Genomic DNA, 26704 nt, shown 5'->3' with positions numbered 1-26704 from the left:
CGGTTTGATCGAGAATCGACACATGTCGTTGTTAACTTGTACTTCGCTGAGCTCCACATCGCCGAGTACCGGTAAATGAGATGTGGAAGTGCGCCGTTTGCGGTTAGCGTGATCAAAGCCGCATCGACTTGGCTCAGGGCCTGCCACCCATGCCCGGAACTTGATGCGCATAAAGTTTCCCGGCAGCCCACCGTCAAGGCGCGGAACCGTCGACAGGCAAGGGCTTTGTTTTCAAAACGCCGAACGCGCAAAAATTAAGCTTCGCACCTGGTTCGTATAAGAGGCTGGATGACAGTTCAAATCTGGCCGGACAATTCAAAACCCAACAAACATTTCCAACAAACCGCTTGTCTGTAACCAGTCAGTCGGAGCATACGAACCGTTCACGGTCACGAAGTAAGCACAAAAGGCCGTTCCAACTCGCATTGGAACGGCCAATCGTTTCAAACGGAACGCCCAGTGCGCGGGATAGCCCGCTAATCGCAGCAACCCGTCACAACCGTTCAATGTTTCTTGATCGCATCCTTTACGTCTTCGCGCGCGTCACCAACGCCTTTTTGCACCTTCCCGGCTGCCTGCTGCATGTCGCCCTTGGCTTCCCGGGCCTTGTTGCCCGTTACCTTGCCAACGGCCTCGTTGACTTTGCCCTTGACTTGATTCGCCACGCCGTCCTTCTGATCCTTGTTCATCTTGATCTCCTTTCATATTGAAGCGCGAGTCCCGATTTCGTGGGAGTCGCGGCGCCATGTCAGGGAAACCGCCCTGAACTGGTACCAGAATGGCGATTTCGACCGCAGCAGAACAGCCGCGCACGTCTGATTCCCACGTAGGCGGAATCGCACATACGCGCGCGGCGCTCAGCGCGACGCTAGAGGAACATTGCGATAAATACTGTATGTTTGTACAGTACATACCTTGGTGCAATGGCATGAATGGAGGAGACAGCAATGGACTTCGACGAAGATCGTATGGACACCCCCGAATTTGCACGCGTGGTGCGCGACCTTGAACGAATCACGCGCGATATAGCCGCGCGCTATATCGTGCAAGGCGTGCCCTTGACCTGGCGGCTGTTGCTCGCAATTGAGGCCGAAGCGCTCGCAGACCTGGGTTTTGCCGGGCGACATGAATCCGCACTGCGCGCGCTGTTTGCGCGGCCGGACGACATGGTTTTTCCTGAAACCGATGACCTCGTAGATTTCGGGGCATCGAATGCATTACCACCGGTGTTTGTATTTGCCGTCGATGCCTACGACTGTGCGGCGCGTGCTGGACATCCCGAGCTGGCAATAGCTGTTGCACATTGATAGCTAACCAGGTGATCGAGTGAGCTTCGAGCATGGCCGCCGGGAATCGACGGCCACGCCTTTGCCAATAACCATTGGAGTTTGCAGCGAAACTCCAATGCACAAATGCCAGGTCGCGATTTATGCGCCGGTTGCCGCACACCCATTGCCAGGACGCCGGCACCTGTTACTCGTCATGCAATAGCTCCGTCCGTGCTCAACAAGCGCAGCGTTCAAATGCAATGCAATGGACATTGCTTCCAGCTATCGCGTAATCTCCTATCTGGCAAATTCACAACTAACGGATTAACAAATCAATGACTGCTCCCGCCGAAAGCCACGGGATCTTCGATCACGAGCGCGCCAACTGGTACGCCGATCCGCGTAGCGCGTTCGACTCATGGATGGCGAAACAAGCATTCAAGGCATCGTCCGCCGACGTGTATCGAGCTCAATGGGGACTCTTCCTCGAGTGGCTGACAGTCAAACACGTCAATCTCCGCACGGTTGATAGGCTGGCAATCGAACAGTTCGTCACGCAGCTGGAAATCCGAAAACCACAACGCGTTCGTTATCTGCGCCTTATCGAGCGGGTACTCGACCATGTGCGCGAGATAGAAATGGCATCGACGAACCCGGCTCGCTTCATCGCCCAGGACGGCGAGGCTTCGTGGCGAGATGCCCGGGAAAACGAGCCAACAGGATTTCTCGCCCACGGTGAACGAGCAGCTCTGATCAGTTATCTTTTTTCCGCGATCGGTGATTTACCGGCAGGGCAGCGTTGGCGGGAGCGCCGTGATCGTGCCCTGGTCGGCACTTTTTTGGGCGGTGGTGTCAAAACGGGCGAAGCAGCAGCATTGACCGTTAGTAACTATGTATGGAATCAGCCATGGTTAGCCATCGAGGCGACGAATCCCGCGTTGAATCGGGAAACCCGGCTCGCGCCATTTGCGATCGCACTACTCGACAGTTGGGTCAGCGAGCGCAAAACAGTACGGTTACTCGGCAAACTTATGTTTCCATCCGCTCCCTCCGGGCGCCCGATGCATAAGGCGACGATGCTGCGCGCCGTCGATGCCGTAATCGAAGCCGCGGGCATTGCCAATTCCCGAACGGCGCGCGCGAGTCCGCAAACCTTGCGGAACACATTCGCAGCCGAGTTATTCGAAAGTGGCACGGCACCCAAGCGCGTGGGCCAATGGCTGGGGTTCCAGCAGCAGATCTCGGCGCACCGGTTGCATCGAGCATGGCAAAACTGGACAGGTGAGGAAATACGGGAGCGCGATTTAGCAGAGGCCCAGGCAAGCGGCCGCCAAGAAACCCACGGACTCGAATAGCATTCACCTCCCGAAAAGTCTCACCTCTCGGTTTGCTCACGGGCGTCGACCTTATCGGCGGAGTGGAAGCGGGCCACTGCAAGCAACCTGGACAAAGCCGTCCCTGACGAGCACTCACAATCCGGACAGGACAACTCGAACTCGTCATCGTGCTGCGCAAGTTCGGGCTCGCCGGTGACGCACGTGGGGCAGCGGGCCGGCACCGTGACAAAACCATCGATGTCCGCTCCCAAAGTCCGGATTTCCTCCATGGATAACCGTCCTCCCTCAACCATGGTGCAGATCAGCCGGGCGACGTTTTCGCTCGTTCCGCTTCGCCCGAGCAGCGCATCGCGCTCAAGGGCCAGCATGTCGAGTTCGTCCGATTGCTCGCGAATTTTCAGTTCCAGCCGGTCCGCGCGCGCCTTGGAAATGCTAAGTTGTTGAATAAAATCGAATTCCTTCTGGCTTGCCTGACGTACACCCGCTTGATAGGTCGCAGCCATGCCACGTAAGGAGTCAAGTTCCACGAGCATTGGTTTCACCCGCCGCTCGGCCTCGCTGATTGCGTCCTTGATCTGTTGCGCGTAATGCTCGGTGTTGTGCCTCAGTTCACCGTTTAACGTATCGACGCGGTCGCGTAGTGTGGCGTTGGCTGTTTGTTCTGTTTCAAGCCGTTGAGTCAGCGCGGCGTGTTCGCTTTCCAGCCGATGAATCGATGCATGCAGGCTGCTTTGCGCCTCCAGTTCGCGGCCACGAAGTGAACCCAACTCAATCTCCAGCGAGGAATTACGGGCTAATGCAGTATCGGCACGCGCTTCACTGCGGCGAAGCGCCTCTTCTACCGTCGCGCAGCGCACTTCGGCATCGCGAAGCCGGCTCATTGCCTCATCAATGTCATCTTTTGCTGCGTGGCGCTCGTCTTCGAGTGATCGAATCGCAAATTCCTGCGCTTCCTGGAAAAGTTGGCCGAGCAGTTCGCCGGCTCGTTCCTGCAGTCCTTCCGGAATCGCTCCACCTTCGATCCGAACGCGCGAAGCGGATCTGATCCGTGCCCAGAATGTGTCGATATCCTTTGGAATATCGCTTGCGCTACCGGTTTGTGTCAGGTCTCTGACGGTGGCCATTGAAGGGCGAATGCCGAAATCGAAGAAAAGCCGCTTGCACGCATGCTGCGACAGATCCTGCCGACGCGCACCATTGGTCCGCATCGCAGCGAGTTCAGTCCGCAGTACGAGACGTTCTGCGTCGTTCATGGGAAGCTCCGAGTCAATTTCGTTCGTATAATAATACTTTACGTATCAAATGCTACATTTTTAGGTTGAGCGGATGGGGTACCAGCTGTCGCTACTCTTTTTTTGGCTGGATAGTTGATATCACACAAGCGCTGCAGTGGCATCCGTGAAACATGTCGAGGTTAATCCCTCAAGCTGTTGATTACTAGCGTTTTTTTCAAACTTACGCCTTTCTGCCGATGTTCCACGGAGTCTTTGTTTCACGGCTCTCTTTCTTGGATCACTCAGCTGCTTGAGAGTATTAGAAGTAAACACCTTTGAACCCTAGTTAAAGACGTTAACGCCACGGCAAAGCCTTACCAGATAAGGCTTTCCGAGCTGATCGGTGAGTGTCTGCGGGATAGAAGGTGAGAGAACGCGGGGGTGATCGGTGTATAGGTTCGGGACCTAGCGTGAGGAGTCACGGGAGCAAGCGTGAGCGAGTTCGGGAGACAGGCGTTTTAGGAAGGTGAGGAAATACAGGGGCCATTCAGACGATGGACCATACACAGCAGTACGGCGCACTTCCGATTGTCAATCTGAGCAGTGAGCGTTTGCAGGATAACGAAAATTCGAAAATTTCAATCTGAAATAGGTAATTATTACCTATAGGTGAGGCTTTGCAGGGGCCAAACCGGTTCCAGGGTGAGACTATCCGGGCGTGAGGGGTTCGGAGGCCGTAGTTTGCAAAGCGAGCAATCCCTCTACGGTGAGGAAATACGGGAGAGGTGCGTGGCTCGGTTCGAGCCCTCCTATTTTGACGATGGTGCTGGTTTTAAGGGGTATTTCGAGAGAACTGGGCTAGCGGTGAGGGTTTTCGGGAGCAGCTTGAGGCCACTCCTGGACCGCGTCAGCGGCATTGGGGGATCTCAAAGGTGAGGCTTTTCGGGAGGGTATCGTTTCCATCGTAAGGCTTGAGGATCTCGTTCAGCAGATAGCTTGTCAACCAATGTTGGATTAAGTGTCTGATTTAAAAAGATTTTGTGCGGGCTCAATGTGCTTGTATCGCGACAAAGGTGAGTGTTTCCGGGAGTGTTGGCCTGGAGTACGAGGCTGTCTTTGCTGTGTTGAAAAGAGGCAAAGGTGAGCTTTTACAGGACCATATTTAGCTGAGTTTGGGTGCCGAGAGGGGGTCCACAGTGCTGAAATCGAGCAAATCGTCCGTTTGTGAGCCTAAAGGTGAGTGTTTGCGGGGGCCGATGGGGGACATCTATCGATGCAGCTACCCGCGCGACAGTCTAAAGGTGAGGTTATGCGGGACCGTGGATGTGGGGTGCGGAACCCTGTTTTGAAACGGCAACTCGGCTGAATAGGGCTCTCCGGCGGGTCTAAGGTGAGCTTTTGCGGGATCAATTGCGCGGCAACTGGCGTGCCATCGAGGGTTAAAGCTTTGATAACTCGACGATTACCGCAATTTCTCCGCGTTTTCGTGAGTTTTTACCGCGCAGGGAGAATTTCGTAAAAACCACAGGGACGCGTAAAAAATTTCAGGTGAGGAAATACGGGACCAGGTTTGAAGCACCTTGATGCGACTCCGCAGGCGCTCAATCCGTTTACCCGCATGGCACGGGGCATAAATGAGATGACGCATGACGGTGAAGGTGAGAGTTTTCAGGAGCGCACCTCAGTGAGTTTTGCGTGCTACATCCCCTTCACCACTACAGGGTGAGGGCGCACCTGTAGACGAGCTTCACCGTCATGAGTATGCTTTCCCAAAATTCTCCTGACTCCAGCATGGCAACCAAACGCGCGAAGAAGACCGATGTAGTGAGTCCGAGCTCGGCTGAGCTGCGAAAAGCCGTCGAAGCCATCGCTATCCAGCCAAAGAGCGGCAAGATCACGCTCTTGACCCGCAAGTTGTTCAACGTCCTGCTGGCTGTTGCTCAGCAGGCGGACGAATCGGGGGACACGTACCGCGCGTTGTTATCGGACATTGTCGCGAATTCAGCGTTCGATTCCAACGATACCGCGCTGGTGAAAGAGCATTTGCGCCGCATGGTGTCGGTTCAGGTTGAGTGGAGCACGGGCACGTCGAGTCAGAAGCCTGGACGTAAGTGGGGCATATCGACATTGATCGCAGACGCCGAAATTCTCGAAGACCCCGCCACACGCCGGGTGTGGGTCGAGTTTTCCTTTGCGCCGAAGATCAAGAAAAAGCTGCTCGACCCGGTGCAATATGCGCGACTGAGTCTGCAGTTTCAGAGCCAGCTTCGCAGCAGCGCGGGTCTCGCGCTGTACGAAATCTGCGTTCGTTATCTGACGAACCCGAGTCATCTCACCATGCGCGAGACCTGGGAATGGTGGCGGCCTATCCTCTCGGGAACGCCCGACACCGAAGCGGGCGACGAAGCCAAGCGCGAATACAAATATTTCAAGCGCGACTATCTTCGGCCCGCGATCGCGGAAGTTAATGCCGTTACCAACATTTTTGTCGAACTGATCGAGCATCGGGAAGGTCGGCGCGTGGCTGAAATTCAGTTTCGCGTAACGGAGCGCAAGCAGCCCATGCTGGCACTCGATGAACATCCGAACGTCTTCGACAGTACGCTGGTCGACCGCATGGTCAAGATCGGGATTCCGTTGAAAGATGCGCAAACGCTTTACGCGGACAGCGAGGAAAACCGGATTCGCGCAGCGTTGCAAATGACCGAGCAGAGAATGCGGAGCACGTCGCTGCCACCGGTACGAAGCGCCGCCGCACTTTTCAAGGACGCTTTGAAGAAAGGTTATGCGCCGCAGCTTGAAGCGCTGCCGGCCGCGGCGGCTCCAGCGAAAACCAGCGGAGCACCGGCCGACGACCTGAAGGCGCGTTTGCTGAGCGAATACTCCGTGTTTCGCCGGAAGGAAGCACGTGCGTTGTACGAGGAACAAGGTGAGTCTGAACGGGAGCTGGCGCGTCAGACCTTCGAGGAAGATGTATTGCCGGAACTCGGTGCCCACATGCGTGAAGATTGGCGCAAGCGGGGCCTGGATTCAAAGATGGGAGAAACCTCGTTTTTCGACTGGCTTGCACGGAAAACTTGGGGAGAGCCGACTGACGGTGACTTGCTGGCTTTTACGTTGAATCAAAGCCGAGTCGCGTGAGGCCCCGATAGAGGGACGGCTTGTCGCTGCGCTGTCCCTGCTTTCGTTTGCCCGTTTGCCCGTTTGCCGCTATCCCGCTTGCTTTATCGCTTTACCGTACCCGCTTGCAGTATTTTCTCTATCTGTTGAAGAATTTCGTCGCGTTTGTCTTTCGACAAACCACGCAAGCGCAACTCCAGCCTGTCGTCTCCATACGTCTTGAGATCACCCACGGCTAGCCCGTCCAGCTTGATTTCCAAACGTTGCGCGTAGCGTTGACGGCCCGCGGGCTTCGGTGTTTCTTGTGCGCTTGCACGGCCTTTCACAATGTCGGCGACTTGTCGTGTGCTCAGGTCATCCGAGGCAATCTTGTTGATCAACCGCAACGTGGCATCGGCGCCGCGCGCCGTATGAAAACGTGAAACCTGGTAAGCCATGTTGGACCCGAATCTATCCGGACGGGCGACCATTTCATGCATGACGTTCTCGGGTAGCTTGGCGATAGCCAAAGCCACGGCGATTGTTGATTCGTCCAGGCCTAGGTGGTCAGCGAGTTCCCGCTGGCTCTGGAAGTGCTTTTCATCGAGGAAACGCTTCCAGACGATGGCGTTATCGAAGACGGTCTGCGAGTCCCGCTGTACGTTCAGGTCATAACCCAGCTTGTAGCTTTCGATACCAATAGGAAGGTCGATGACGATTGCCTTCACCGTTTCCTTGTTGGCTTCCTTCAACGCCCGCACGCGTCGGCCACCGTCGCTGACGAAGAAAGTGCCGGGGTTTTCGTGATCGGGGATCACGTGAATCGCTTGCTGCTGGCCCTGTTTCGCCAGATTGACGGCCAGTTCTGCGATGGACGCCTTCAGATAGAAATGCCTGGGGTTGAATGGGCTCGGCTTGATTGCCTTTAGCGGCAACTCAATGACCTGGCCATGTACGTATCTGTTTTGCCGGCGCCACGCCTTGAACTGTTCCGACTCTTGCGTCGCTGGGTCAGCGTGAAACTCTTCTTCGGTGTAAGCGCTGGAACGACCGGTGACTTGCTTATCGTTGCCGGCCTCTTGATTGACGATTTCGTCGATAGCGTTGATCCGATCAAGGGCCGTGCGCTTTTCGCTGCTGGTGGTATCCGGCCGGGCTTTAAAGCCTTTTGCGAACTGGGTAGGTTTCATTCAGGATCCTTTATGCGCATAAAGTCAGGGAAGCATGGCGAGAACTTCGTCTGCGCACGCACGTATTTCAATGGCAGCCAGTCGCGCTCCCCGGTCGCTCATCTGAAGTACCGTCTGCCCTAGCGCCATTGCCTGCTTGTAGCACTCTCGGGTCGGAATCTGCGTTTTCAGCAAAGGAAAACCCAATTCTTCCAGCGCACGTTTCAGTTCGCGCGTCAGCATGCGTTTTTCCTCAGTTTTGTTGAGGAGAAACACGGCGCGCAGATCTTCATTCATGACCTGTGCTTGCTGAATGAGTTTGACGAGGCCCACGCTGGACCAATAGTCGGCGGGTGATGAGGATGTCGGGACGATCGCAACCGTCGCAGCGAGAAGGACAACGCCCGAAACCTTTTCCGTAATGGAGGGTGGGCAATCGACAACGATGATGTCGTAGTCGTTGACGAATTTCTTGATCTCTCGATGAATCTGGGCTCCTGCTTCCGACAGGTTCACGATAGGAAAAGGGATACCGCTGGCCTCGTCGGCCGCCGCGCTGGCCCAGTGAACCAGCGTGTTTTGCCCGTCTGCGTCAACGACAAGCACCCGCTTTCCTTTCTCGTGAAACGCCGCGCCTAGATGCATTGCTATCGTGCTTTTCCCTACTCCGCCCTTCTGCTGCGTGATTGCAATGATTTCAGCTGCCACGTTTTGCTCCCAAATTTAGCTTTGCGAATTTTACATTGAAAACTCAATTTTTCTAGAGATAACTCAGCTAGTTGGCTGTTCGGCCGGTTTTCCGTGGGGTTTATGCGCATAAAGTCCCCGCGTGCGGTTGCTTGGTCTCGCCGCGATGGTGTTCTCGAGCATTGAAGATGCGGATGGGCTGGCTAAGAGTGCGAAGTAGCGCAGCGCAGATCCCCTATGCCGCAGTCCAGCTATCTATATTCGGTCTGCGTGCCAGCGCGATTCCAGTCGATCCGGAAGCAATTCGTGCTCTGAGCGCCAGTCAGATTGATCGGGAAAACTTGGCTTTGGCTTTGGCTTTGGCTTTGGCTTTGGCTTTGGCTTTGGCTTTGGTCGAAGGTCTGCAGTCTGTTCTCTGGGTATTTCCGCAGCGCGTCGGCGTCCTCAACTTTGGCAGGAACGTGAGGCTTGGCCTCGGCATCGCCTTTTTCACCTCGATAATCTTTATCTGTGGCACAGCCCGCGGGAGTTCGGCTCCCTCCTGCTCGCAACAAAAGTCGTGCGATCTCCGGCTTGACTGAAAATGTCCCGGATCAAGGCACAGTGTCGGGCCTTATGAGAATTGAAGTTCAGTTGCGCCGTAATTACCGCAGCCGCGGCTGTGACGGTTGCGATATGGGAGCAAGCAACGCCGAGCCGGGAAGCGTACCGAGGCAAGCCAGCTTTATGCGCATAAAGTCGGGTATGACGACGCTTGGCGCGACGTGAGGCTATTCGTCGAGAAAAACGCTGGCCCCCTCCGGCGATATGACAAACCTCCAATACTCGTATCCGATTCAGTACCCCACACGTGGAGTCTCGGATACGTGAGCCGGTGTATCGCTCGACTGTCTACTGCGGGTGGTTATCGAGGTCTCTCCAAAGGCCTCCAAAGTCTGCTAGACCATGTGGTGTTCTGAACACGTGTAGTCCCGGTACAGATCCCAGCGGACTTCAGGTTCGCTGCAATTACCGGGCTAAGTTGAATTTATAGTAATTAAATTTATTAAATATGATCAACGCCATACATGGCGACCGCCGTTCGCCATCTTGGGAACGACCGCAAACCAGTGCACGCGACCCTATCCCGTATCCGCTACACACAAACCAACCCGACTGCCTCAAGCCTGGCTCCCGACTTGAAAGCCCAGCCCAGTCCAGCCCCCAATCCCGCCGCCCTAAAAACACCTCTAAACCCCTACGGCCTGAAAGCATCCCAAGTATTCTGTAAGCCATCGCTCGTAAAATCCGGCGACCGTACGGTGCCTGCGACTTATCGGCACCGACCGCGGCACCGACCGTCGCCGACACACGGAAAAACGGAAAAAAACGGACAAACGAGTCACTCCCTCCACTTAGCCAAGGGCATTTCAGTGCATCTGACCTCGACTCTCGCCGCGTGGTCCGCCCACGACACGCGTCTTCTCATTGCATGCGCGCTCGGTCTGGCGTCAATCATCGTTCTCATCAGCGCGCTGAAACTGGCGCCATTTCTCTCAATACTAGTCGGCACTTTTGTCGCGGGTTTTACGGCGAGCTTGCCGCTGGAGGCCGTCGCGAGCGCGTTCAGCAAAGGGGCGGGCGGCATTCTGGGGGACGTCGGCATCATCATTGCGCTTGGCGCGATGCTCGGCGCGCTGATGGCGGAATCGGGGGCGGCGGACCGGCTGGTGTCCACCATCCTCGACCACTCCACGCCGCGCACGTTGCCATGGCTGATGGCGCTGGTGGCGATCATCATCGGCTTGCCGCTGTTCTTCGAGGTCGGTCTCGTGATGATGGTGCCGATCATCTTCGTGATGGCGCGCCGCTCGAAGCAACCGATCCTGCGTATCGCGATTCCCGCGCTAGCCGGCATGACGACGCTGCACGCGCTGCTGCCGCCGCATCCGGGTCCGCTGATCGCGGTCAGTGCGCTGCACGCTGACCTCGGCATCACCATGGGACTCGGTTTCATCATCGCCATTCCCGCCGTGATTCTCGCCGGGCCGGTCTACGGCATGTGGCTGTCGAGCCGCATGCACGTGGAGGAGCCGGAGGAGATGGGCAAGCTGTTCTCATCGAAAGTCGATGCAAACGGTACGCTTGACGCGCCAGGCTTCGGCATCTCGCTGCTGACCATTCTTCTACCCGTCGTCCTGATGCTTGGCCGAACGGTGGCGAAACTGGCAATCCAGCCCGAAACCCTTCTCTTCGATACCCTCAATTTCCTCGGTGAGCCGCTTATCGCCCTGGGACTCACCGTTCTTTTTGCGATTGTCGCGCTCGGCTGGACGCGTGGCATGCCGCGCGACCGCGTGGGCGGCATCCTGCGTAAAAGCCTGCCGCCGATCTGCGCGTTGCTGCTGACCATCGGCGCGGGCGGCGGTCTCAAGCAGACGCTGGTCGCAGCCGGCATCAGCACGACGATCGGCAAGATCGCCATTGGCTCGCACATGCCGCTGATCCTGCTGGCCTGGCTGATCGCGGTGGCCTTACGCCAGGCGACCGGCTCGGCGACGGTCGCGACCACGACCACCGCGGGCATCATCGCCCCGGTCGTGGCGGGCTTGAGCGCGACCCACAACTCGCTGCTGGCACTGGCGATTGGTGCGGGTTCGGTGTTTTTCTGCCACGTCAACGACGCCGGTTTCTGGATGATCCGCGAGTATTTCGGCCTGCAACTGAAGCAGACGGTCTATGTCTGGTCGGTGTTGCAAACTATCGTCTCGGTGGTTGGCCTTGCGTTGACGCTGGTGATGTGGGGCGTGCTGACGTAAATCGTGGGCGAATTGGCAAGGCAAGGTCGAGCTCCGACTCTAAACTGCAAAAAAGGAGACATCGACCATGCTTGCCTTGCGCCCGTCTTGTGAATGCTGTGGAAAAGCGCTACTGCCCGACGCGCGTGACGCGATGATCTGCAGCTTCGAATGCACGTTCTGTGAAGCTTGCGCGCTGTCCCGGCTCAGCAACGTGTGTCCTAATTGCGGCGGCGGCTTCCAGCCCCGTCCGATCCGCCCGAAAGCCATGCTCGAGCGCCGGCCGGCCTCAACCGACATGCACCCGGCCGGCGTGAATGAACAACAGCATCGAACATTCCTCGATCGCTACAGCACGATCGAACCTTCCGAGCGATAAACGCCCATCGCGGCACGGGGTCACTGCGGCAATGTCGGCCTCAGGGCATTCCCCAATCTGAGCGGCGCTCATACCCGTACGCACGAATCGTCGATTCCTCTTCATCGATGCGCGCTCGCACAATCTGTTCATCGATCCACTCCATGAACGGAAAACACCATGCCAGCACCCCAAACCGGCCGCACCCTCCATATCGGCGAGGGCTTTGAAGGACCGGGCGTCAATCTCGCTCACATCAACGTGCTTGTCGGCCCGCGCAATGGCCCCGCGGGCCAGGCGTTCGCCACCGCGCTTGCTACGCCTTCAGCTGGCCACGCGCCGTTCGTCGTCATTGCGCAACCTGGCGTGCCGACCAAACCACTCACGCTGTATGTCAACAAAGCCCCCATCGCCGGCGAATTTCACGGCAATGCAACCTGGGGTGCATCGCAGGCGGGAATTGCGAAGGCGGTTGCTGAGTCGCTCGAAGACGGGACGTTGCCACCCGAAGCGGAAAACGATTGGGTCGTGGTATCGGCGAACTGGGTGAACCCGTCCACCGACGATCTCGACGCCGTCTTCCGCAACAACTACCGCGCGGCGAAAAACGCGATCAAGGCCGCCATGCTCGGCTTGCCGTCGAAGGAAGACGTGTTCGCCGCGGCGCGCGAAGTATCGAATCCCTTCTACACCCCCCGCTTGCCACAGGCAGCCCTCTAAAAAATCAGCGCGCCGGTGCCGTGCTCGGCAACCGTCGCCATGTGTCATGGAGACTCAAAGAATGGAATTCGTCCGTCTGGGCCAGTCAGGCCTGAAAGTGTCGCGTCTGTGCCTCGGCACAATGAACATGGGCACGCCGCAATGGAAGCCGTGGATTTTTGACGAGCAGAAGAGTGAGCCCATCGTTCGCCATGCTTTGGAGGCGGGGGTGAACTTCATCGATCTGGCGGATTTCTATTCGGCAGGCGCCGGCGAGGAAGTCGTCGGCCGCATCCTCGGACGCCTTGCGCGGCGCGAGGAAATCGTGGTGACCACCAAGGTGGGCTACGACATGGGCTCGTATCAAAACGCCGGTGGTCATTCTCGCAAGCACGTGCTTGACGGTATAGACGCTTCGTTGCGGCGGCTGGGAATGGACTATGTCGACATCTACATGCTGCATTACTTCGACACCGCTACGCCCGTGGAGGAAACCATGGGTGCGCTGAACGACATTGTCCATTCGGGCAAGGCGCGCTACATCGGGGTATCGACCATGTACACGTGGCAACTGGCGAAGATTGTCCAGATCTGCGAGCGGCATGGCTGGCACAAACCCATCAACATGCAGTTGCAGTTGAACCTTGCATACCGCGAGGAAGAACGAGAAATGATGCCGTATTGCGCCGATCAGGGACTGGGCGTGTCGGTTTTCAGCCCGCTGGCGCGCGGTCTTCTTACATGCGACACCGCGTCGACGCGTAACCAGACCGACTTCTTCACCTCGCAAATGTACGGCGACGCGGCGTCGCGCGAGATTGCGGCGTCGGTAGCCCGTGTAGCCAGGCGACGTGGCGTGAGCGCGGCGCAAATTGCGCAGGCTTGGGTGCTTCAGCGGGAAGGCGTCGCCAGCATGCTGGTGGGTGCGGATTCGCCTGCCCAGTTCGATAGCGCGCTCAGTGCGCTGGGAACCCGCCTGGACGCTGAAGAGTTGTACGAACTCGACCGCAACTACACGCCGTGCGATGTCATCAACGACTACACGGCAGCGTGTCGTACCGCACGTGAACCTCGCGCCCCGAAAGGCGACTTCGTTCAACCGATCAAGGACGCAGCATGAATCTGCTTCGCAAAGAGCATTACATCAACGGCGCCTGGCACAAAAGTGCCGAAACGTACGCCGTTCGCAATCCGGCCACAGGCGAAGTCATTGCCGATGTCGCGAAAGCCGGCGCAGAGCAAACGCTTCAAGCGATCCGCGCGGCGGAGATGGCGTTCCCCGTTTGGCGCGCACTCACCGCGAAAGAGCGCGGGGCCCGGGTCCGGCGTTGGGGAGAGCTGATGCTCGAGCATCGTGATGCACTCGCTGAATTGCTGACGCGAGAGCAGGGCAAGCCGCTCGCGGAAGCAAAAGGCGAGGTGGCCTATGCGGCGAGCTTTCTTGAGTGGTTTGCAGAGGAAGCAAAGCGCAGCTACGGAGACGTGATCCCGAGCCCGAAGCCGGGCTCGAAGATTATCGTGACGCGCGAGCCGGTCGGCGTGGTCGCGGCCATCACGCCGTGGAATTTTCCACTCGCAATGATTACGCGCAAAGCCGGTCCCGCATTGGCAGCAGGTTGCACGATGGTGCTGAAGCCGTCGGAGGAAACGCCGTTGAGTGCGTTGGCGCTCGCCATCCTCGCAGAGGAAGCCGGCATTCCTCCGGGGGTGTTCAACGTCGTATCCGGGAACGCCGTTGCAATCGGCGCGGCGTTGACCGCATCGCCCGTGGTACGCAAGCTGTCGTTCACGGGATCAACGCGCGTAGGCAAGCTGCTCGCCGCGCAATCCGCGGACACGTTAAAGAAGCTCTCGCTGGAGCTTGGCGGCAACGCGCCGTTCATCGTATTCGACGACGCCGATCTCGACGCAGCGGTACAAGGTGCGATGGCATCGAAGTTTCGTAACACAGGCCAGACCTGCGTCTGCGTGAATCGCTTTTTCGTCCAGGCGAGCGTGTACGGCGAATTCACTCAGCGCCTGACCGACGCCGTACGCAAGCTTCGCGTGGGTAACGCACTCGAACAGGAAGTCGATCAGGGACCGCTTATCAACGAGGCCGCTTTCACGAAAGTCGGCGATCACGTCGCAGACGCACTAAGCAAGGGCGCGATGGTACTAACAGGCGGGCGTCGCCATGCGCTGGGCGGGACATTCTACGAACCAACGGTACTCGCTCACGCCAACCGCACCATGTCGATCGCTCAGGAAGAAACGTTCGGACCGGTGGCCGCGTGTTTCCGTTTCGAGACGGAGGCCGAAGCAATCACGCTTGCCAACGACACCCCGTTCGGACTCGCCGCCTATTTCTATACACGTGACCTGGGCCGGGCGTGGCGGGTTGCCGACGCACTCGAGACAGGAATGGTGGGTATCAACGAAGGAATCATATCGACGGAGGTCGCGCCGTTTGGCGGGGTCAAGCAATCGGGCCTGGGACGCGAAGGATCGAAGTATGGCCTCGATGAATACACCGAACTGAAATACATGATGATCAGCGGCCTGACGGGCATTGAACGCTGAACACGAAACGCCGAACGCCTGAAGCCGATGGACACGCGCAAGCGTGCTAGCGGCGTGCGCCATTAGAGAACGTATAAGCAAGGAGACGCAGTGAGTCACCAGGACACATCAAGTAGTGCATTCCCGATCAGTCCACCGCTTCATGCGGGCACAACACCCATTCACCCGCAAGATCCACAGACGCCGAAACCCGTTTTACTCGACGACATTCCGCTGAATCGCTTCCACGTGAAGATCGCGGGCCTTACCTTTGGCGCTCACTTTACGGAAGGTTACGCGCTCGGCACGGTGGGATATGCGCTGGCGTCGATGAACCGGCAGATGCCGCTCGATTCATTCTGGATGGGTGCGATCGGCAGTTCCGCGCTGATCGGGATTTTCCTGGGCAGTCTGGTGTTTGGCCGGCTTTCCGATCGACTGGGTCGTCAGAGCATTTTCCTCAGCAGCTTCGTCATCATCACGGTCGCGGCATTCCTGCAATTCTTTGCTACGTCGCCCATGGAATTGTTCGCGTTGCGGGTGTTGATCGGCTTTGGCATGGGCGGTGACTTCACGGTCGGACATGCCATCCTCGCCGAGTTTTCTCCCCGCAAGCATCGCGGTGCGCTTCTCGGCTCATTCAGCGTGGTATGGACGATCGGCTATGTCGTGGCGAACGTGCTCGGCATGTCTTACGGAGACGCCGCGCCTGACGCCTGGCGCTGGCTGCTTGCTTCCGCGAGTCTTCCCGCGCTCATTGTGCTGCTGTTGCGCATTGGCACGCCGGAATCGCCACGCTGGTTGCTTGGCAAGGGACGCGTGAAGGAAGCGAATGACATCGTGCGCAAGCATTTCGGTCCTGGCGTGACGCTCGACGTCGAGGATGCAATGGCCGGCGCCAACATGAAATACGGTTACGCACGCCTGTTTCAGCCGGACCTGATCCGTCGGACCCTGTTCAACTGCGGCTTCTTCGTGTGTCTGGTTATTCCATACTTCGCGATCTATACGTTCCTGCCGGGCATCCTGAAGGTGATCGGGCTGAGCAATGGTTTCGGCGCGGACCTGCTGTTGAACGCCGTGCTCGTCATTGGCGCGGTGCTGGGAATCTGGCTGACCATCAAGTTGCCGCGTCGACACTTCCTGATCGGATCGTTTGCGCTCACTTGCGCGATGCTTGTGACCATGAGCTTGCTGCCGTCGTCCGCAACGCTCGCCATGATTGCTGCATTCGCCATCTTTACCTTGACGATGTCGGCGTTCAGCAATCTTGTGGGTGTCTTCCCTCCCGAATGTTTTCCGACGGAAGTACGTGCGTCGGGTGTCGGGCTCGCCATTGCGTGCAGTCGGCTCGGTTCGGCGATTGGTACGTTCCTCTTGCCCGTTGGTATTGCGGAGATCGGGTTTCATTACACAATGATGGTGTTAGCTGCTGTGCTGCTGATCGGCATGATCGTATCAATAGCCTGGGCGCCCGAGACGCGTAACCTCACATTGCGTGCCGCGAGCGGTTCCTCATAACCCGCTCGCCCACATAAGCAGTACCTCCCGAAAACCCTCACCTTTCTAAAAAGGCGTCCGCCCCGGACGCCTTTTTCGCATTCAAAGCCCCGCCAGCGCCTCCGTCCCTCCGCACCATTTCACTCTTAGTAATTCTCAATTTTGTCCTAATTCTTTAAGAGAGTTCCGAGGGTCATCCGAAGCTTGTGGTCTTAATATTCATTCACTCGCAGACGAACCAGTTCATCGCCTCTCACACGAATCCAGACGATGAAATAAATGGTGGCTCGCACTGCGCGGTCGGCATCAACTGGGATAGGAATCCTAAGCGCCGCAAGTATCTACATAACCCTTATTCATTTCTCTATTGGAAACGTTCATGAAATCCTTCCTCTCCACCGTCGCCGCTGCTGCAACCCTCGCTACGATCGCTCTGGCTTCAACCGGCGCCAATGCCGCTGACGGCACGATCACCTTCACCGGTTCGGTCACGGACACGACCTGCTCGATCGATACAAAAACAGCTGGCTCGGCTGACAAGAACGTCAAGCTGCGGCCGGTGACGGCCAGCACATTGGCTTCAAAGGGCGCAACCGCCGGCACGACCGATGGCACCGACATGACCTTCGTGTTGAGCGGCTGCTCGACCGAAACGAAGGCCGTGGCTCGTTTTGAAAACGGCCCGACGGTCAACTCGGACACCGGTTATCTGGAGAACCAAGCACCTGCTGGCGCCAAGAACGTTCAGGTTCGTTTGCTCAACGCATCACGTCTGCCGATCAACATCGTTACCGGCGAGAACAATGACATTGCCGGCAACGGCGTGCAGCTTGTTACGGGCGCAGCAGACCTGAAGTACTACGCCGAGTACTACGCCACGGGCAAGGCAACAGCCGGTCCGGTGAACACCTCGGTGCAGTACACGGTCGACTACCAGTAAGCCGTACGAGCAGGCATCTGCGGGTGCAGGTGCCTGTTTTTGATCGAAATTTCGAGATACGTTTTTCACGGAGAAACATCAATCATGAAGTCCCTGAGTCGAATTGCATGTGGTTTGGGTCTGGTTGCGGCGCTCGCGGCCGGCAGTGCGGGCGCGAGCGTGACCGTGGGCGGCACGCGTGTGGTGTATCCCCTTGAAAATCGTGAGGTGACAGTCAAGCTGACGAACGATCGGGCCGAACCGTCGCTGGTGCAGGTCTGGATGGACAAGGGCAACGCGGATGCGAAGCCGGGCGAGGCGAGCGCGCCGTTTGTGCTGACCCCGCCGATCTTCCGCATGGATGCGAAGAAATCGCAGACGATCCGGATGATGTACACGGGCGATGCGTTGCCGCAGGACCGCGAGTCGGTATTCTGGCTGAACGTGCTGGACGTGCCGCCGAAGGCGGCGAAGAGCACCGGTACCGCCGATGTCAACTCGCTGCAGTTCGCGTTTCGCACCCGCATTAAGGTGTTTGCACGCCCGAAGGGTTTGCCAGGCACGCCCGAGGAAGCGGCGGGAAAACTGACCTGGAAGCTGGTGCCCTCGGCTGACAGCAAGGGCTACGACGTGAAGGCGACCAATCCGACGGCGTACTACGTGTCGTTCAGCAAGATCGACGTAGTGGGTGCTGGCCAGACCTATACGAATGATATTGGCGGCATGGTCGAGCCACTCGGCACGGCGCAATTTCCGGTGAAGAACCTCAAGACGGTTCCCGCCAACGCTCACGTGAAGTACTCGGGTATCAGCGATTTCGGCGGCGCGCTGCCGTTCGAGGCGCCCATCGCACCGTAAGGCTCGCAAGGCTGCGTCCCCCACGGGGGCGCACTGAAGACGTCGCGAGCCGTACCCAAGCCGACGCCTTCCTCAACACCAAACACTCAACACGCGTTTTACCGAGCGGACTGTTTCTACAGCCCGGTGGGTCAAGTCGCGTCCGAATCGACCGAACCATCGCAGGCTACATCATGAAATTCGTCGCTCAACCCGCTTTCTCTAGTCAAGGCCAGGACCTGTTCCGACTGCGTCTGAAGCCGCTGGCCGCGATCGCTTTCTCGATGATGGCGTGCGCGGCGATTCCCCAGGCCGTGGCCGATGCCGCGGTTACACCGCAAACCCAGACGGGCGCAGTCGATGAAGTCAGTTTCGACAACATGTATCTGCGGGGCGAGGCGGGCAGTGCGGTTGACACGAGCCGTTTCACGCGCGGCAACGCGGTGTCGCCGGGAACGTACCCGGTCGACCTGATCGTGAACGGGAACCGTCTGGCGCGCGAGGATATCCGCTTTGCTTCGACTAACGGCAAGCTCGGCTCGAAGCCGTGTTTCAGCCGTGCGCTGCTGCAGCGCGCGGGGGTGGATCTGGCGAAGGCCGATGCAGCCGCCGGACGCACCACGACCACAGCCCATGCCGAAGCCTGCGATGAAATAGGCACCCTGGTACCGGGCGCAACGGTTGACTTCGACTTCACGCAACAGACGCTTGAACTGAGCGTGCCGCAGGCCTTCATGAAAAATTCCGCGCGTGGCTATGTGTCGCCCGAGCAGTGGGACCAGGGCGTGAACGGCGGTTTCATCAGCTACAACGCGAACACGTACCACACGGAAGGTTCGGGTGTGGGTTCGAGCCAAAGCTACCTGGGCCTGAGCGCCGGCGTGAACATTGGCGCGTGGCATATCCGCCACCAATCGTCGGTGTCGGCCGGCACGGGTCAGAAGACGCAGTTCGACAACATTGCGACGTATGCGCAGCGCGACGTGACGAAGCTCGGCGCGCAACTGACCGTGGGCGATGCCAGCACGACCGGCGAGATCTTCGACAGCATCTCGTTTCGCGGCGTGCAACTCGCCACCGACGACCGCATGCTGCCTGAATCGATGCGCGGTTACGCACCGGTCGTGCGTGGTACCGCTGAAACGAATGCACGCGTGACGATCCGTCAGAACGGCCAGGTGTTGCAGGAAACGAACGTCGCACCGGGTCCGTTCGAGATCAACGATCTGTACTCGACCGGCTACGGCGGCGACCTCGTGGTCACAGTGACTGAAGCCGATGGCCGCAGCAAGGAGTTCACGGTGCCGTTTGCATCGGTGGCGCAACTGCTGCGCCCCGGCGTCACGCGTTTCAGCGCGACAGCGGGCCAGTTGCGCAACGATTCGCTCGACACGAAACCCGTGTTCGCGCAGTTCACAATCCAGCGCGGCTTTACCAACACGATCACCGCCTATGGCGGCGTGGTGGCATCGACCGGTTATGGGGCGATGAACGTGGGCGGTGCGTTGAACACGGGCATGGGCGCGTTCTCGATGGACGTGACGGGCGCCTTCACGAGCATCCCGAACGCGCAGTCGATGCACGGCACGAGCTTGCGCGTGGGCTACAGCAAGTTTATTGCGGCTACCGACACCAACATCTCCGTGGCGGCGTACCGGTTCTCGACAGCGGGTTACATGAACCTGAACGACGCCGCGTCAGTGAGGGATATTGCGGACCATGGTGGCGATATCAACTCGATCTATCGGCAGCGCAATCGCATGCAGGTGTCGGTGAATCAAAAGCTGGGTGACCATGGCACGATGTTCGTGACGGGGTCGTCGCAGAACTACTGGAACCGGGGCGGTGCCGACACGCTGTTCCAGGCCGGCTACACCAACTCGTTCAAGTACGGCACGTACAGCCTGACGGCTGGGCGCACACGGTCGATGGACGGCACGATGTCCAACGACTTCATGCTGAGCACCACCATTCCGCTGGGTCACACGGCGCATGCGCCGATGCTGACCACGAACGCCTCGCACAACTCCGATGGCGCAACGAACATGCAGGCGAACGTGAGTGGTTCGCTAGGCGAAACGAACCAGTTCTCGTACAACGGATATGGCACGTATAACGCGGGAGGCACGTCGGCGAACAACGGCAATGCGGGGGTGAGCGCCACGTATCGCGCGCCTTACGCGACGTTGAACGCGTCGGCGAGTGGCGGTGCGGGCACGCGCCAGGTGTCGGCCGGTGTGCAGGGTTCGGTGGTGGCGCACCCGGGTGGGGTGACGTTCTCGCAGACGGTGGGCGATACGATCGGCATTGTGGAAGCACCTGATGCGGCCGGTGCAATGGTGACGAGTTCACCGGGCACGAAGGTGGATGGGCGTGGATATGCGGTGATTCCGTACCTGTCGCCGTACAGCATGAACGTGGTGGATCTTGATCCGAAGGGCACGTCCACGGATGTGGAATTTAAATCGACGTCAGCGCAAGTGGCGCCGCGTGCAGGCTCTATAGTAATGGTGAAGTACGAGACGGTGAGCGGGCGCGCGGCATTGATTCAGGCGCCGAAACTGGGTGGTGGAACGTTGCCATTTGGAGCGAGTGTGGAAGACGAACAAGGTAGGAGCGTGGGTGTGGTCGGTCAGGATAGCAGAATATTTGCACGCGGTCTTGAAGATCAAGGGGCGCTGACGGTGAAATGGGGCAGTGGTCCGGTCGAGCAGTGCCGGATCAGCTATACGTTGCCGAAGAAAGAGGCGAAGGCGTATAACCCCGGGTATTTGTCGCTGCAGTCGCATTGCGTGGCGGGGAGTGGCACGGGAAGTGAAACGGTGGCGAGCGGGGAACAACGTGTAGCGGGTACGGCCCAGCCGGCGACTGTTGCACGCTAGAGCGGGGTCACGCTGATGTCCGGTTGAGGTCCATATCGAACTTCAATCCTGAGCCGAGACTTGTGTTCAAACTGGCAGGACCGCTTCATGGCGCAGCCATTCCGCAAAGGCGGTCACGGTGCTGGCGTCGCGATGTGCTTCTGGCACGTCCAGCCAGTATCCGAACGGCCCGATGATATCGACGTCGGACATCCTCACGAGTGCACCCTCGGTCAGCTCATCGGCAATCATGTTCAGATCTACCACGGCGAGTCCCACGCCGCGTCGCGCCGCATGGATCGCCTGCTGCAGATTTGAAAATTCAATACCATTCTCGGCATAGCGCGGCGGTAGTCCTGCTTTCGCCAGCCAGTCCGGCCACAGGTTGAGGCGCACATCTTCGTGCAGCACGTGAAGCGCGGGCAATCGATCCAGCAGGATCTCGACCGGTGTCCCGGCGAATGATGCCGACCCCACGAGCGCGTGCCGCTCCACCGTCAGCAGTTCCGACCACCCATGCGCAGCAGCGTCGCGACCGAAGCGCACGCTGCAATGACACTCGTCGCTTTCCTGCGTCCGAATAGACAGATCGACGTCCGGCAACTGCTCCGCGAGTGCGCCTAGCCGCGACGAAAACCACTGCGTTGCGTAGGTGGGCGGTAACGACACAATCAACCGCTTGCGCTCGACCGTTCCCGTCAGGTGACGCGTTCCGCGCTCGATCACGTCAAATGCCTCGGTCACCGATGGCATCAGCAACACGCCGGCCTGCGTCAAGCGGATTCCTTTATGGTCGCGCTCGAAAAGCTTCACGCCCAGTGACTCTTCCAGTAGCCTGATCTGACGGCTTACAGCCCCTTGTGTGACGCACAACGCTCGCGCCGCGCGATTGAAACTCAAATGACGCGCGGTTTCTTCGAAGAAACGCAGCGCAATCAACGATGGAAGGTGTCGCATAGTGATTCCTTACCGCCCAACTTTCCCGGTTTTCTTTATGGCCGAGTAAACGTGCCTCCTGGATTGCGAACCAGAATCGCTCCTGCCCCGCGTTCGATCAAATTACCTTGGTTCCCGGTGCGAAACAATAGCCCGTTCGGTTGACGCTGAAACAAAATGAATTCTCATACTGGGCATCAGGAAACGTGAGAGCGGTTGCTGGAACAGGCGGGACATAGGCCATCCGGCTAGTGGTTGGGGGCGCGCGAATCGCCTATGCTCGATACATTCCCGATATGGAGGCCGCATGACCGTACGTAATCTCGACGCACTGTTCAACCCGAAGTCGATCGCCGTGATCGGGGCGTCGCTGCGTGTTGGCAGTATTGGCGAAATGGTGTGGTCGCGACTGAGCGCCGCCAACTTCGCGGGCCCCGTCTGGCCAGTGAATCCGAAGCATCGTCAGTTGAATGAGGCCGCGGTTTTTGCGGGCATCGAAGACTTGCCCGACGCGCCGACCGTGGCGGTGCTGTGCACACCGCCGCATACGTGGCCGCAGATCGTCGGGCACCTGGGGGAGCGTGGCACGCGGGCGGTCGTCATAATCGGGCAGGCGGGGGACCTGGAGGGTAAGGACTGGACGCGTCGCACGCTGGCGGCCGCTCGGCCGTTTTTGCTGCGCGTGGCCGGTCCCGCGAGTGTCGGCGTGATGACGCCCGCTTTGGGCGCTGTGCTGGGCGCGCCGTCATGCGCCATCGCGGCGGGCGGGGTGGCCTGGGTATCGGCGTCGAACGCGCTGACCAACGGCGTGATGGGCTGGGCGAACGCACGTGGCCTGGGTTTTTCGCGGGTGGTTGCACTGGGCGACGAGGCCGATGTCGACGTGGGGGACATCCTCGATTTCCTCGCAAGCGACTCTCGGACGCGCGCGATCCTGATGGCCATCGAATCGGTGCAAATGGCGCGCAAATTCATGTCGGCGGCACGGGCGGCGGCGCGCAACAAACCCGTGCTGGTGTTACGCACAGGCCACGACGATCCTTTCGACGCGCTTTATAGCGCCGCGTTCCGGCGCGCCGGCCTCGTGCGCGTGGATTCCCTTGACGACCTGCTCGACGAAATCGAGACCCTCGGCGTGGGTCGTGTGGCTGCGAGCGACCGGGCGACGGTTATCACCAGTGATTGCGGCGTGGCCGCTCTCGCGGCCGACGCTTTTGCCGCGGCCGGCGACGCGCTGGCGCTCTGGCCCGAGGCCGCGCGCGTATCGGTCGGCGCCGTTTTGCCGCGCGCCCGGCTTGAGAATCCGCTGCAACTGGGAGATACCGCAACTGCCGCGGACTTCGGCGCGGCGCTCGAAGCGCTAGCGCCGCATCGCGACACCGGCACGGCGTTCGTGGTCCACGCACCAACGCACACCGCGCCTGTCGCAGAAGTCGCGCGCATGCTGATCGAGCAGCAAAGCCACGCGTATCGCGGTTTGCTGACCTGCTTTTTCGGCTGCGTGGACCAGGCCACACGCGATGCGTTGCACGCCCATGGCATTCCTGTGCATACCACGCCCCAACGCCTGGCGCGGGGTTTCGCGCGGCTCGTAGACTATCGGCAGGGACGCGAGTTGTTGATGCAGACGCCCGACGGGCCACGTCCTCAGACGGTGGTCGCGCTGGACAGCGCGCAGGCTCAGGTCATGGCCGCGTTGGCGGCGGGCGTCGCGGAACTGGACGGCGAGCGGGCGTCGCGGGTGCTGGCGCAATTCGGCGTGATGGTGAAGGCGGGATCGGCGGGGCCGCGGAGCGAAGACGCCATCCAGATCGACGTCCGCTTGCTGAACCATCGTGTGTTCGGACCGGTGTTCGAGTTCAAGGCCGTTGGCGCGCTCGGGCTGCCCGACGCGCCGCACGAATTCGCGCTTCCGCCGCTCAACCCGGTGTTGGCACGCGATCTCGTGATGCGTTCACCTAGAGCGCGCGAACTCCCGGCGGAGAACTTGCTAGCGGCGTTGACAGCGTTGTCGCAGGCCGTCTGCGAGATCGAGCAGATTGTCGCGCTGCGGTTGACGGTATGCGTGACCCGCCAGGCGGTCCTGGTCTATGAACCGCATCTGACGCTCGCCGCGCATCGCACGCCGCTCGCCATTCAGCCGTATCCGCGGCAACTGGAGGAGATGCTCGACTGGAACGGCTTATGTATCACCGTGCGGCCTATCCGCCCCGACGACGAAGCCGCTCACAGCGCCTTCGTCGCCGCGATGACACCGGACGATTTGCGTCTGCGGTTTTTCAGTTCAGTGCGCAGTTTCGATCACACGCAACTTGCCCGGATGACGCAGATCGACTACGACCGTGAAATGGCGTTTATCGCGGTCACGGGTGAACACGACGCGATCGAGACGCTTGGGGTGGCGCGCGCTGTTGCAGATCCGGACAACGAGACGGCCGAATTCGCGGTCGCGGTGCGCTCGGATCAGAAGGGCAAGCGGCTGGGACTGTTGTTGTTGACGCGGATCATTGCGTATTGCCGGGCGCGCGGGACACGCTGGCTGGTCGGCGAGGCATTGCGCGAGAACACCGGCATGATCGGACTCGCGCGCCGTTTGGGATTCGAGATAACGGCCACTGAGGACCCTGGCGTGACCGGTTTCAGGATGCGCCTGGCCGCAGCCGATACCAATACCGAAGCCGATACCAACGGCAACGCGCTGCCGTCATGAAGGCCATGAAGGGGATCGGCGTTGAAAACCGGCCGCCGCAATGAGCGGCCGGAATGCGGTCGCGGTTCGCTTATCCGCGACTGCCGCTGTTCGAATCAAGCTGGCAGCTTGGCGAGCGCTTCGTCGACTTGCGCGCGAGATACGGCGAGTTCTTCCAGCCACGCATCGGCGTAGGCGCTGCCGGTTTCGCGCTCAAGACGTGCAATAGTCGCCGCGCAACGCGTAGTGTCCTTGGGCGTGGCAATAAACGCTTTCACCGACGCACCCGACGTGAACGCTTCGAACAACGGTACGCGAATGTCGTCCGGCAGTGCGCGAGCGGTCCATTGGTACGGCTTGCCGTTGAACGACAACTGCGGGGGCAGCACGCGCTCTTTCTTCGCTGCGGGAATCAGGCCGAAATTGCGTGCTGCATCGGCAATCTGGTCGGCTGTAAAGAGTTCGTCCGCGCCAATGTCGAACTGCGAGATAAACGTTTCGATCGACTGCATAGCGGCCGCGCGGTCGTCGCGCTTTTGCTGCGCGCGAGCGACGATATCGCGCAACTCGTCCGCTTCCTCGCTCGTGATCGTGAAGCTGGACTGCTTTTGCTGAAGTTCGGAGAAGCGCTGGAATTCGGGATCGGAGAGGAGTTTCGCCATTGCCTTGCGTAGAAAAAAGACGCGAAACGTCACGGGAAGCGACGATCCGCTTTTTGAGAGGGTCGCCATTCTAACGCGTTGCGCGAATCTGCAGCCTGCCGAATCCCGAACCGGATCTTTCAACCGAATCCGGCCGGTGAATCTTCCGCCTTCTATCCGCCGCCTTCTGCTACGTCCATGCCGCGCTCGAATCGCGCGAATCGCCGAACTCCACATCCGGTTCGCGAAACATCGACAGAGCCGCCGCCGCTTCGCCCAGCAGCGCGCTCACCTCGCTAATGGAAGGCGCCACGTATTCGTCGATACGCCTGAGATACGGACACGTCAGCGTCGCAATCGCCTGGCCGGACGGGCCGAGCAGCGGGAAACTCACGTCCATCACGCCGAAGGTTTGCTGACTTTCCTTATGGAGAAACCCATCCGCACGAATCTGCCGGTACGCATTTTCCAGCGCGAGCGGATCGAGCGCTGATTCACCCTTCACACGTGTGTGCTCCGCAAGCATATGGGCCCGCTGTTCGGCGCTCTGGAACGCGAGGATCACGCGTCCCGAACCGGTATCGATCAATCCAACCCGTGCGCCGAGCCGCACTGAAATCCCCCATGTTCCCGGCCCGTCGACCTGGGCGATCACAAGCAGATTGCCACGGTCATAGGCGGCGAGATGACACGACTGCTCTGCGCGATCGGCGAAACGCTGCATGATCGGCAAGGCTTCCGCGATCAGACGGTTCATCGGCGGGTGCCGGTGCGCGAGCGCATACAACTTCAGGCTCAGCGAATAACGGTCGCCCGCGGGCGAGCGCACCACGTACTGCCGCGCGACCAGCCGCTCGAGCATCCGGTACATCTCGCTGGCGTTGCGCCCGAGCGATTTCGTGATCTCGGCACGCGTGAGTCCATCCTTTTGCTCCGCGAGCAGTTCGAGGATATCGAGACCTTTATCCAGCGCGGGTGCTCGGTACCGGTCGGCGTCGGTGGGATCGTCTGCCTGCATGATGGCCTTCAGTTAGGTCGCTTAAAAGCAAGATGCTAAGGGAAAACACGGACCGCTCAACGGCGCACTTAGCTTGACTTCGACTTGTCCGCATATGAATAATACGTTCACTGATAAATGATTGTACTGATGCAAACCCGCGGCATTGCTCATA

21 protein-coding genes are annotated in these 26704 nt (G+C 59.2%); 14 read left to right on the top strand and 7 right to left on the bottom strand.

From position 1 onward, the window contains the following. Window positions 1-503 precede the first annotated feature (503 nt). Window positions 504-689 carry a CsbD family protein gene (locus AWB69_RS12915; RefSeq protein WP_062085305.1) on the bottom strand — a complete coding sequence of 62 codons (186 nt, stop codon included), beginning with the start codon at window positions 687-689 and terminating at the stop codon, window positions 504-506. A 258-nt stretch (window positions 690-947) separates the two neighbouring features. Here AWB69_RS12915 and AWB69_RS12910 point away from each other — a divergent pair, with 258 nt between their 5' ends. Then, window positions 948-1307 carry a DUF2471 family protein gene (locus AWB69_RS12910; protein ID WP_062085304.1) on the top strand — a complete coding sequence of 120 codons (360 nt, stop codon included), beginning with the start codon at window positions 948-950 and terminating at the stop codon, window positions 1305-1307. 296 nt (window positions 1308-1603) lie between these two features. Beyond that, window positions 1604-2623: a tyrosine-type recombinase/integrase gene (locus AWB69_RS12905; protein WP_062085303.1), complete on the top strand. Its 1020-nt coding sequence runs from the start codon at window positions 1604-1606 to the stop codon at window positions 2621-2623. Window positions 2624-2643: 20 nt separating this feature from the next. On the opposite strand, the gene AWB69_RS12900 is transcribed toward AWB69_RS12905, so the two are convergent. Further along, window positions 2644-3858, bottom strand: a complete 1215-nt coding sequence (locus tag AWB69_RS12900; protein WP_062085302.1) for a DNA-binding protein — start codon at window positions 3856-3858, stop codon at window positions 2644-2646. 1752 nt (window positions 3859-5610) lie between these two features. Between AWB69_RS12900 and AWB69_RS12895 the strand changes: the two genes are divergently transcribed. Further along, complete coding sequence (locus AWB69_RS12895; protein ID WP_062085301.1) at window positions 5611-6960, top strand: replication initiation protein; 1350 nt, start codon at window positions 5611-5613, stop codon at window positions 6958-6960. Window positions 6961-7043: 83 nt separating this feature from the next. Here AWB69_RS12895 and AWB69_RS12890 read toward each other — a convergent pair whose 3' ends face one another. Both AWB69_RS12890 and parA read right to left on the bottom strand, forming a co-directional pair. Next, complete coding sequence (locus tag AWB69_RS12890) at window positions 7044-8108, bottom strand: ParB/RepB/Spo0J family partition protein (protein ID WP_062085300.1); 1065 nt, start codon at window positions 8106-8108, stop codon at window positions 7044-7046. Window positions 8109-8132: 24 nt separating this feature from the next. Further along, window positions 8133-8795, bottom strand: a complete 663-nt coding sequence (gene parA / locus AWB69_RS12885) for a ParA family partition ATPase (protein WP_062085299.1) — start codon at window positions 8793-8795, stop codon at window positions 8133-8135. Window positions 8796-8968: 173 nt separating this feature from the next. On the opposite strand from parA, the gene AWB69_RS47640 reads away from it, so the two are divergent. The 10 genes from AWB69_RS47640 to AWB69_RS12830 all read left to right on the top strand — a co-directional run bounded on the left by AWB69_RS47640 (window position 8969) and on the right by AWB69_RS12830 (window position 21287). After that, on the top strand, window positions 8969-9355 hold the full coding sequence (locus tag AWB69_RS47640; protein ID WP_156528826.1) for a hypothetical protein: 387 nt from the start codon (window positions 8969-8971) through the stop codon (window positions 9353-9355). 831 nt (window positions 9356-10186) lie between these two features. Next, window positions 10187-11572 (top strand): GntT/GntP/DsdX family permease, encoded by a 1386-nt coding sequence (locus tag AWB69_RS12875; RefSeq protein WP_062085297.1) that lies wholly within the window; start codon window positions 10187-10189, stop codon window positions 11570-11572. 67 nt (window positions 11573-11639) lie between these two features. Continuing rightward, entirely contained in the window at window positions 11640-11930 is a 291-nt protein-coding gene (locus tag AWB69_RS45705) for a DUF1272 domain-containing protein (protein ID WP_075643904.1), read from the top strand. A gap of 159 nt (window positions 11931-12089) precedes the next feature. Beyond that, window positions 12090-12629 (top strand): formaldehyde-activating enzyme, encoded by a 540-nt coding sequence (fae, locus tag AWB69_RS12860; RefSeq protein WP_062085294.1) that lies wholly within the window; start codon window positions 12090-12092, stop codon window positions 12627-12629. 61 nt (window positions 12630-12690) lie between these two features. Continuing rightward, on the top strand, window positions 12691-13728 hold the full coding sequence (locus tag AWB69_RS12855; protein WP_062085293.1) for an aldo/keto reductase: 1038 nt from the start codon (window positions 12691-12693) through the stop codon (window positions 13726-13728). Further along, window positions 13725-15170, top strand: a complete 1446-nt coding sequence (locus AWB69_RS12850; RefSeq protein WP_062085292.1) for an NAD-dependent succinate-semialdehyde dehydrogenase — start codon at window positions 13725-13727, stop codon at window positions 15168-15170. Before AWB69_RS12855 ends, AWB69_RS12850 begins: the two co-directional genes overlap by 4 nt. A 159-nt stretch (window positions 15171-15329) precedes the next feature. Further along, window positions 15330-16670, top strand: a complete 1341-nt coding sequence (locus AWB69_RS12845; protein WP_407923036.1) for an MFS transporter — start codon at window positions 15330-15332, stop codon at window positions 16668-16670. 358 nt (window positions 16671-17028) lie between these two features. Next, entirely contained in the window at window positions 17029-17589 is a 561-nt protein-coding gene (locus tag AWB69_RS12840; protein WP_062085290.1) for a fimbrial protein, read from the top strand. A gap of 84 nt (window positions 17590-17673) precedes the next feature. Beyond that, the gene (locus tag AWB69_RS12835; protein WP_062085289.1) at window positions 17674-18426 is read left to right on the top strand and encodes a fimbrial biogenesis chaperone; all 753 of its coding nucleotides are present in this window, start codon (window positions 17674-17676) and stop codon (window positions 18424-18426) included. Between the two features lie 173 nt (window positions 18427-18599). Beyond that, window positions 18600-21287: a fimbria/pilus outer membrane usher protein gene (locus tag AWB69_RS12830; RefSeq protein WP_062085288.1), complete on the top strand. Its 2688-nt coding sequence runs from the start codon at window positions 18600-18602 to the stop codon at window positions 21285-21287. Window positions 21288-21353: 66 nt separating this feature from the next. Here the strand turns inward: AWB69_RS12830 and AWB69_RS12825 are convergent, their stop codons facing one another. Further along, window positions 21354-22223: a LysR family transcriptional regulator gene (locus tag AWB69_RS12825; RefSeq protein ID WP_062085287.1), complete on the bottom strand. Its 870-nt coding sequence runs from the start codon at window positions 22221-22223 to the stop codon at window positions 21354-21356. A gap of 286 nt (window positions 22224-22509) precedes the next feature. On the opposite strand from AWB69_RS12825, the gene AWB69_RS12820 reads away from it, so the two are divergent. After that, window positions 22510-24912, top strand: a complete 2403-nt coding sequence (locus AWB69_RS12820; RefSeq protein ID WP_062085286.1) for a bifunctional acetate--CoA ligase family protein/GNAT family N-acetyltransferase — start codon at window positions 22510-22512, stop codon at window positions 24910-24912. 95 nt (window positions 24913-25007) lie between these two features. Here the strand turns inward: AWB69_RS12820 and AWB69_RS12815 are convergent, their stop codons facing one another. Both AWB69_RS12815 and AWB69_RS12810 read right to left on the bottom strand, forming a co-directional pair. Continuing rightward, window positions 25008-25553 (bottom strand): hypothetical protein, encoded by a 546-nt coding sequence (locus tag AWB69_RS12815; protein WP_062085343.1) that lies wholly within the window; start codon window positions 25551-25553, stop codon window positions 25008-25010. Window positions 25554-25722: 169 nt separating this feature from the next. Next, window positions 25723-26550 (bottom strand): IclR family transcriptional regulator, encoded by an 828-nt coding sequence (locus AWB69_RS12810; RefSeq protein WP_062085285.1) that lies wholly within the window; start codon window positions 26548-26550, stop codon window positions 25723-25725. Between the last annotated feature and the right edge of the window lie 154 nt (window positions 26551-26704).

The sequence above is a fragment of the Caballeronia udeis genome, assembly GCF_001544555.2.
Taxonomy (GTDB): domain Bacteria; phylum Pseudomonadota; class Gammaproteobacteria; order Burkholderiales; family Burkholderiaceae; genus Caballeronia; species Caballeronia udeis.
The sequence above is the reverse complement of the archived record's forward strand: the minus strand, read 5'-3'. Positions and strand labels throughout refer to the sequence as shown.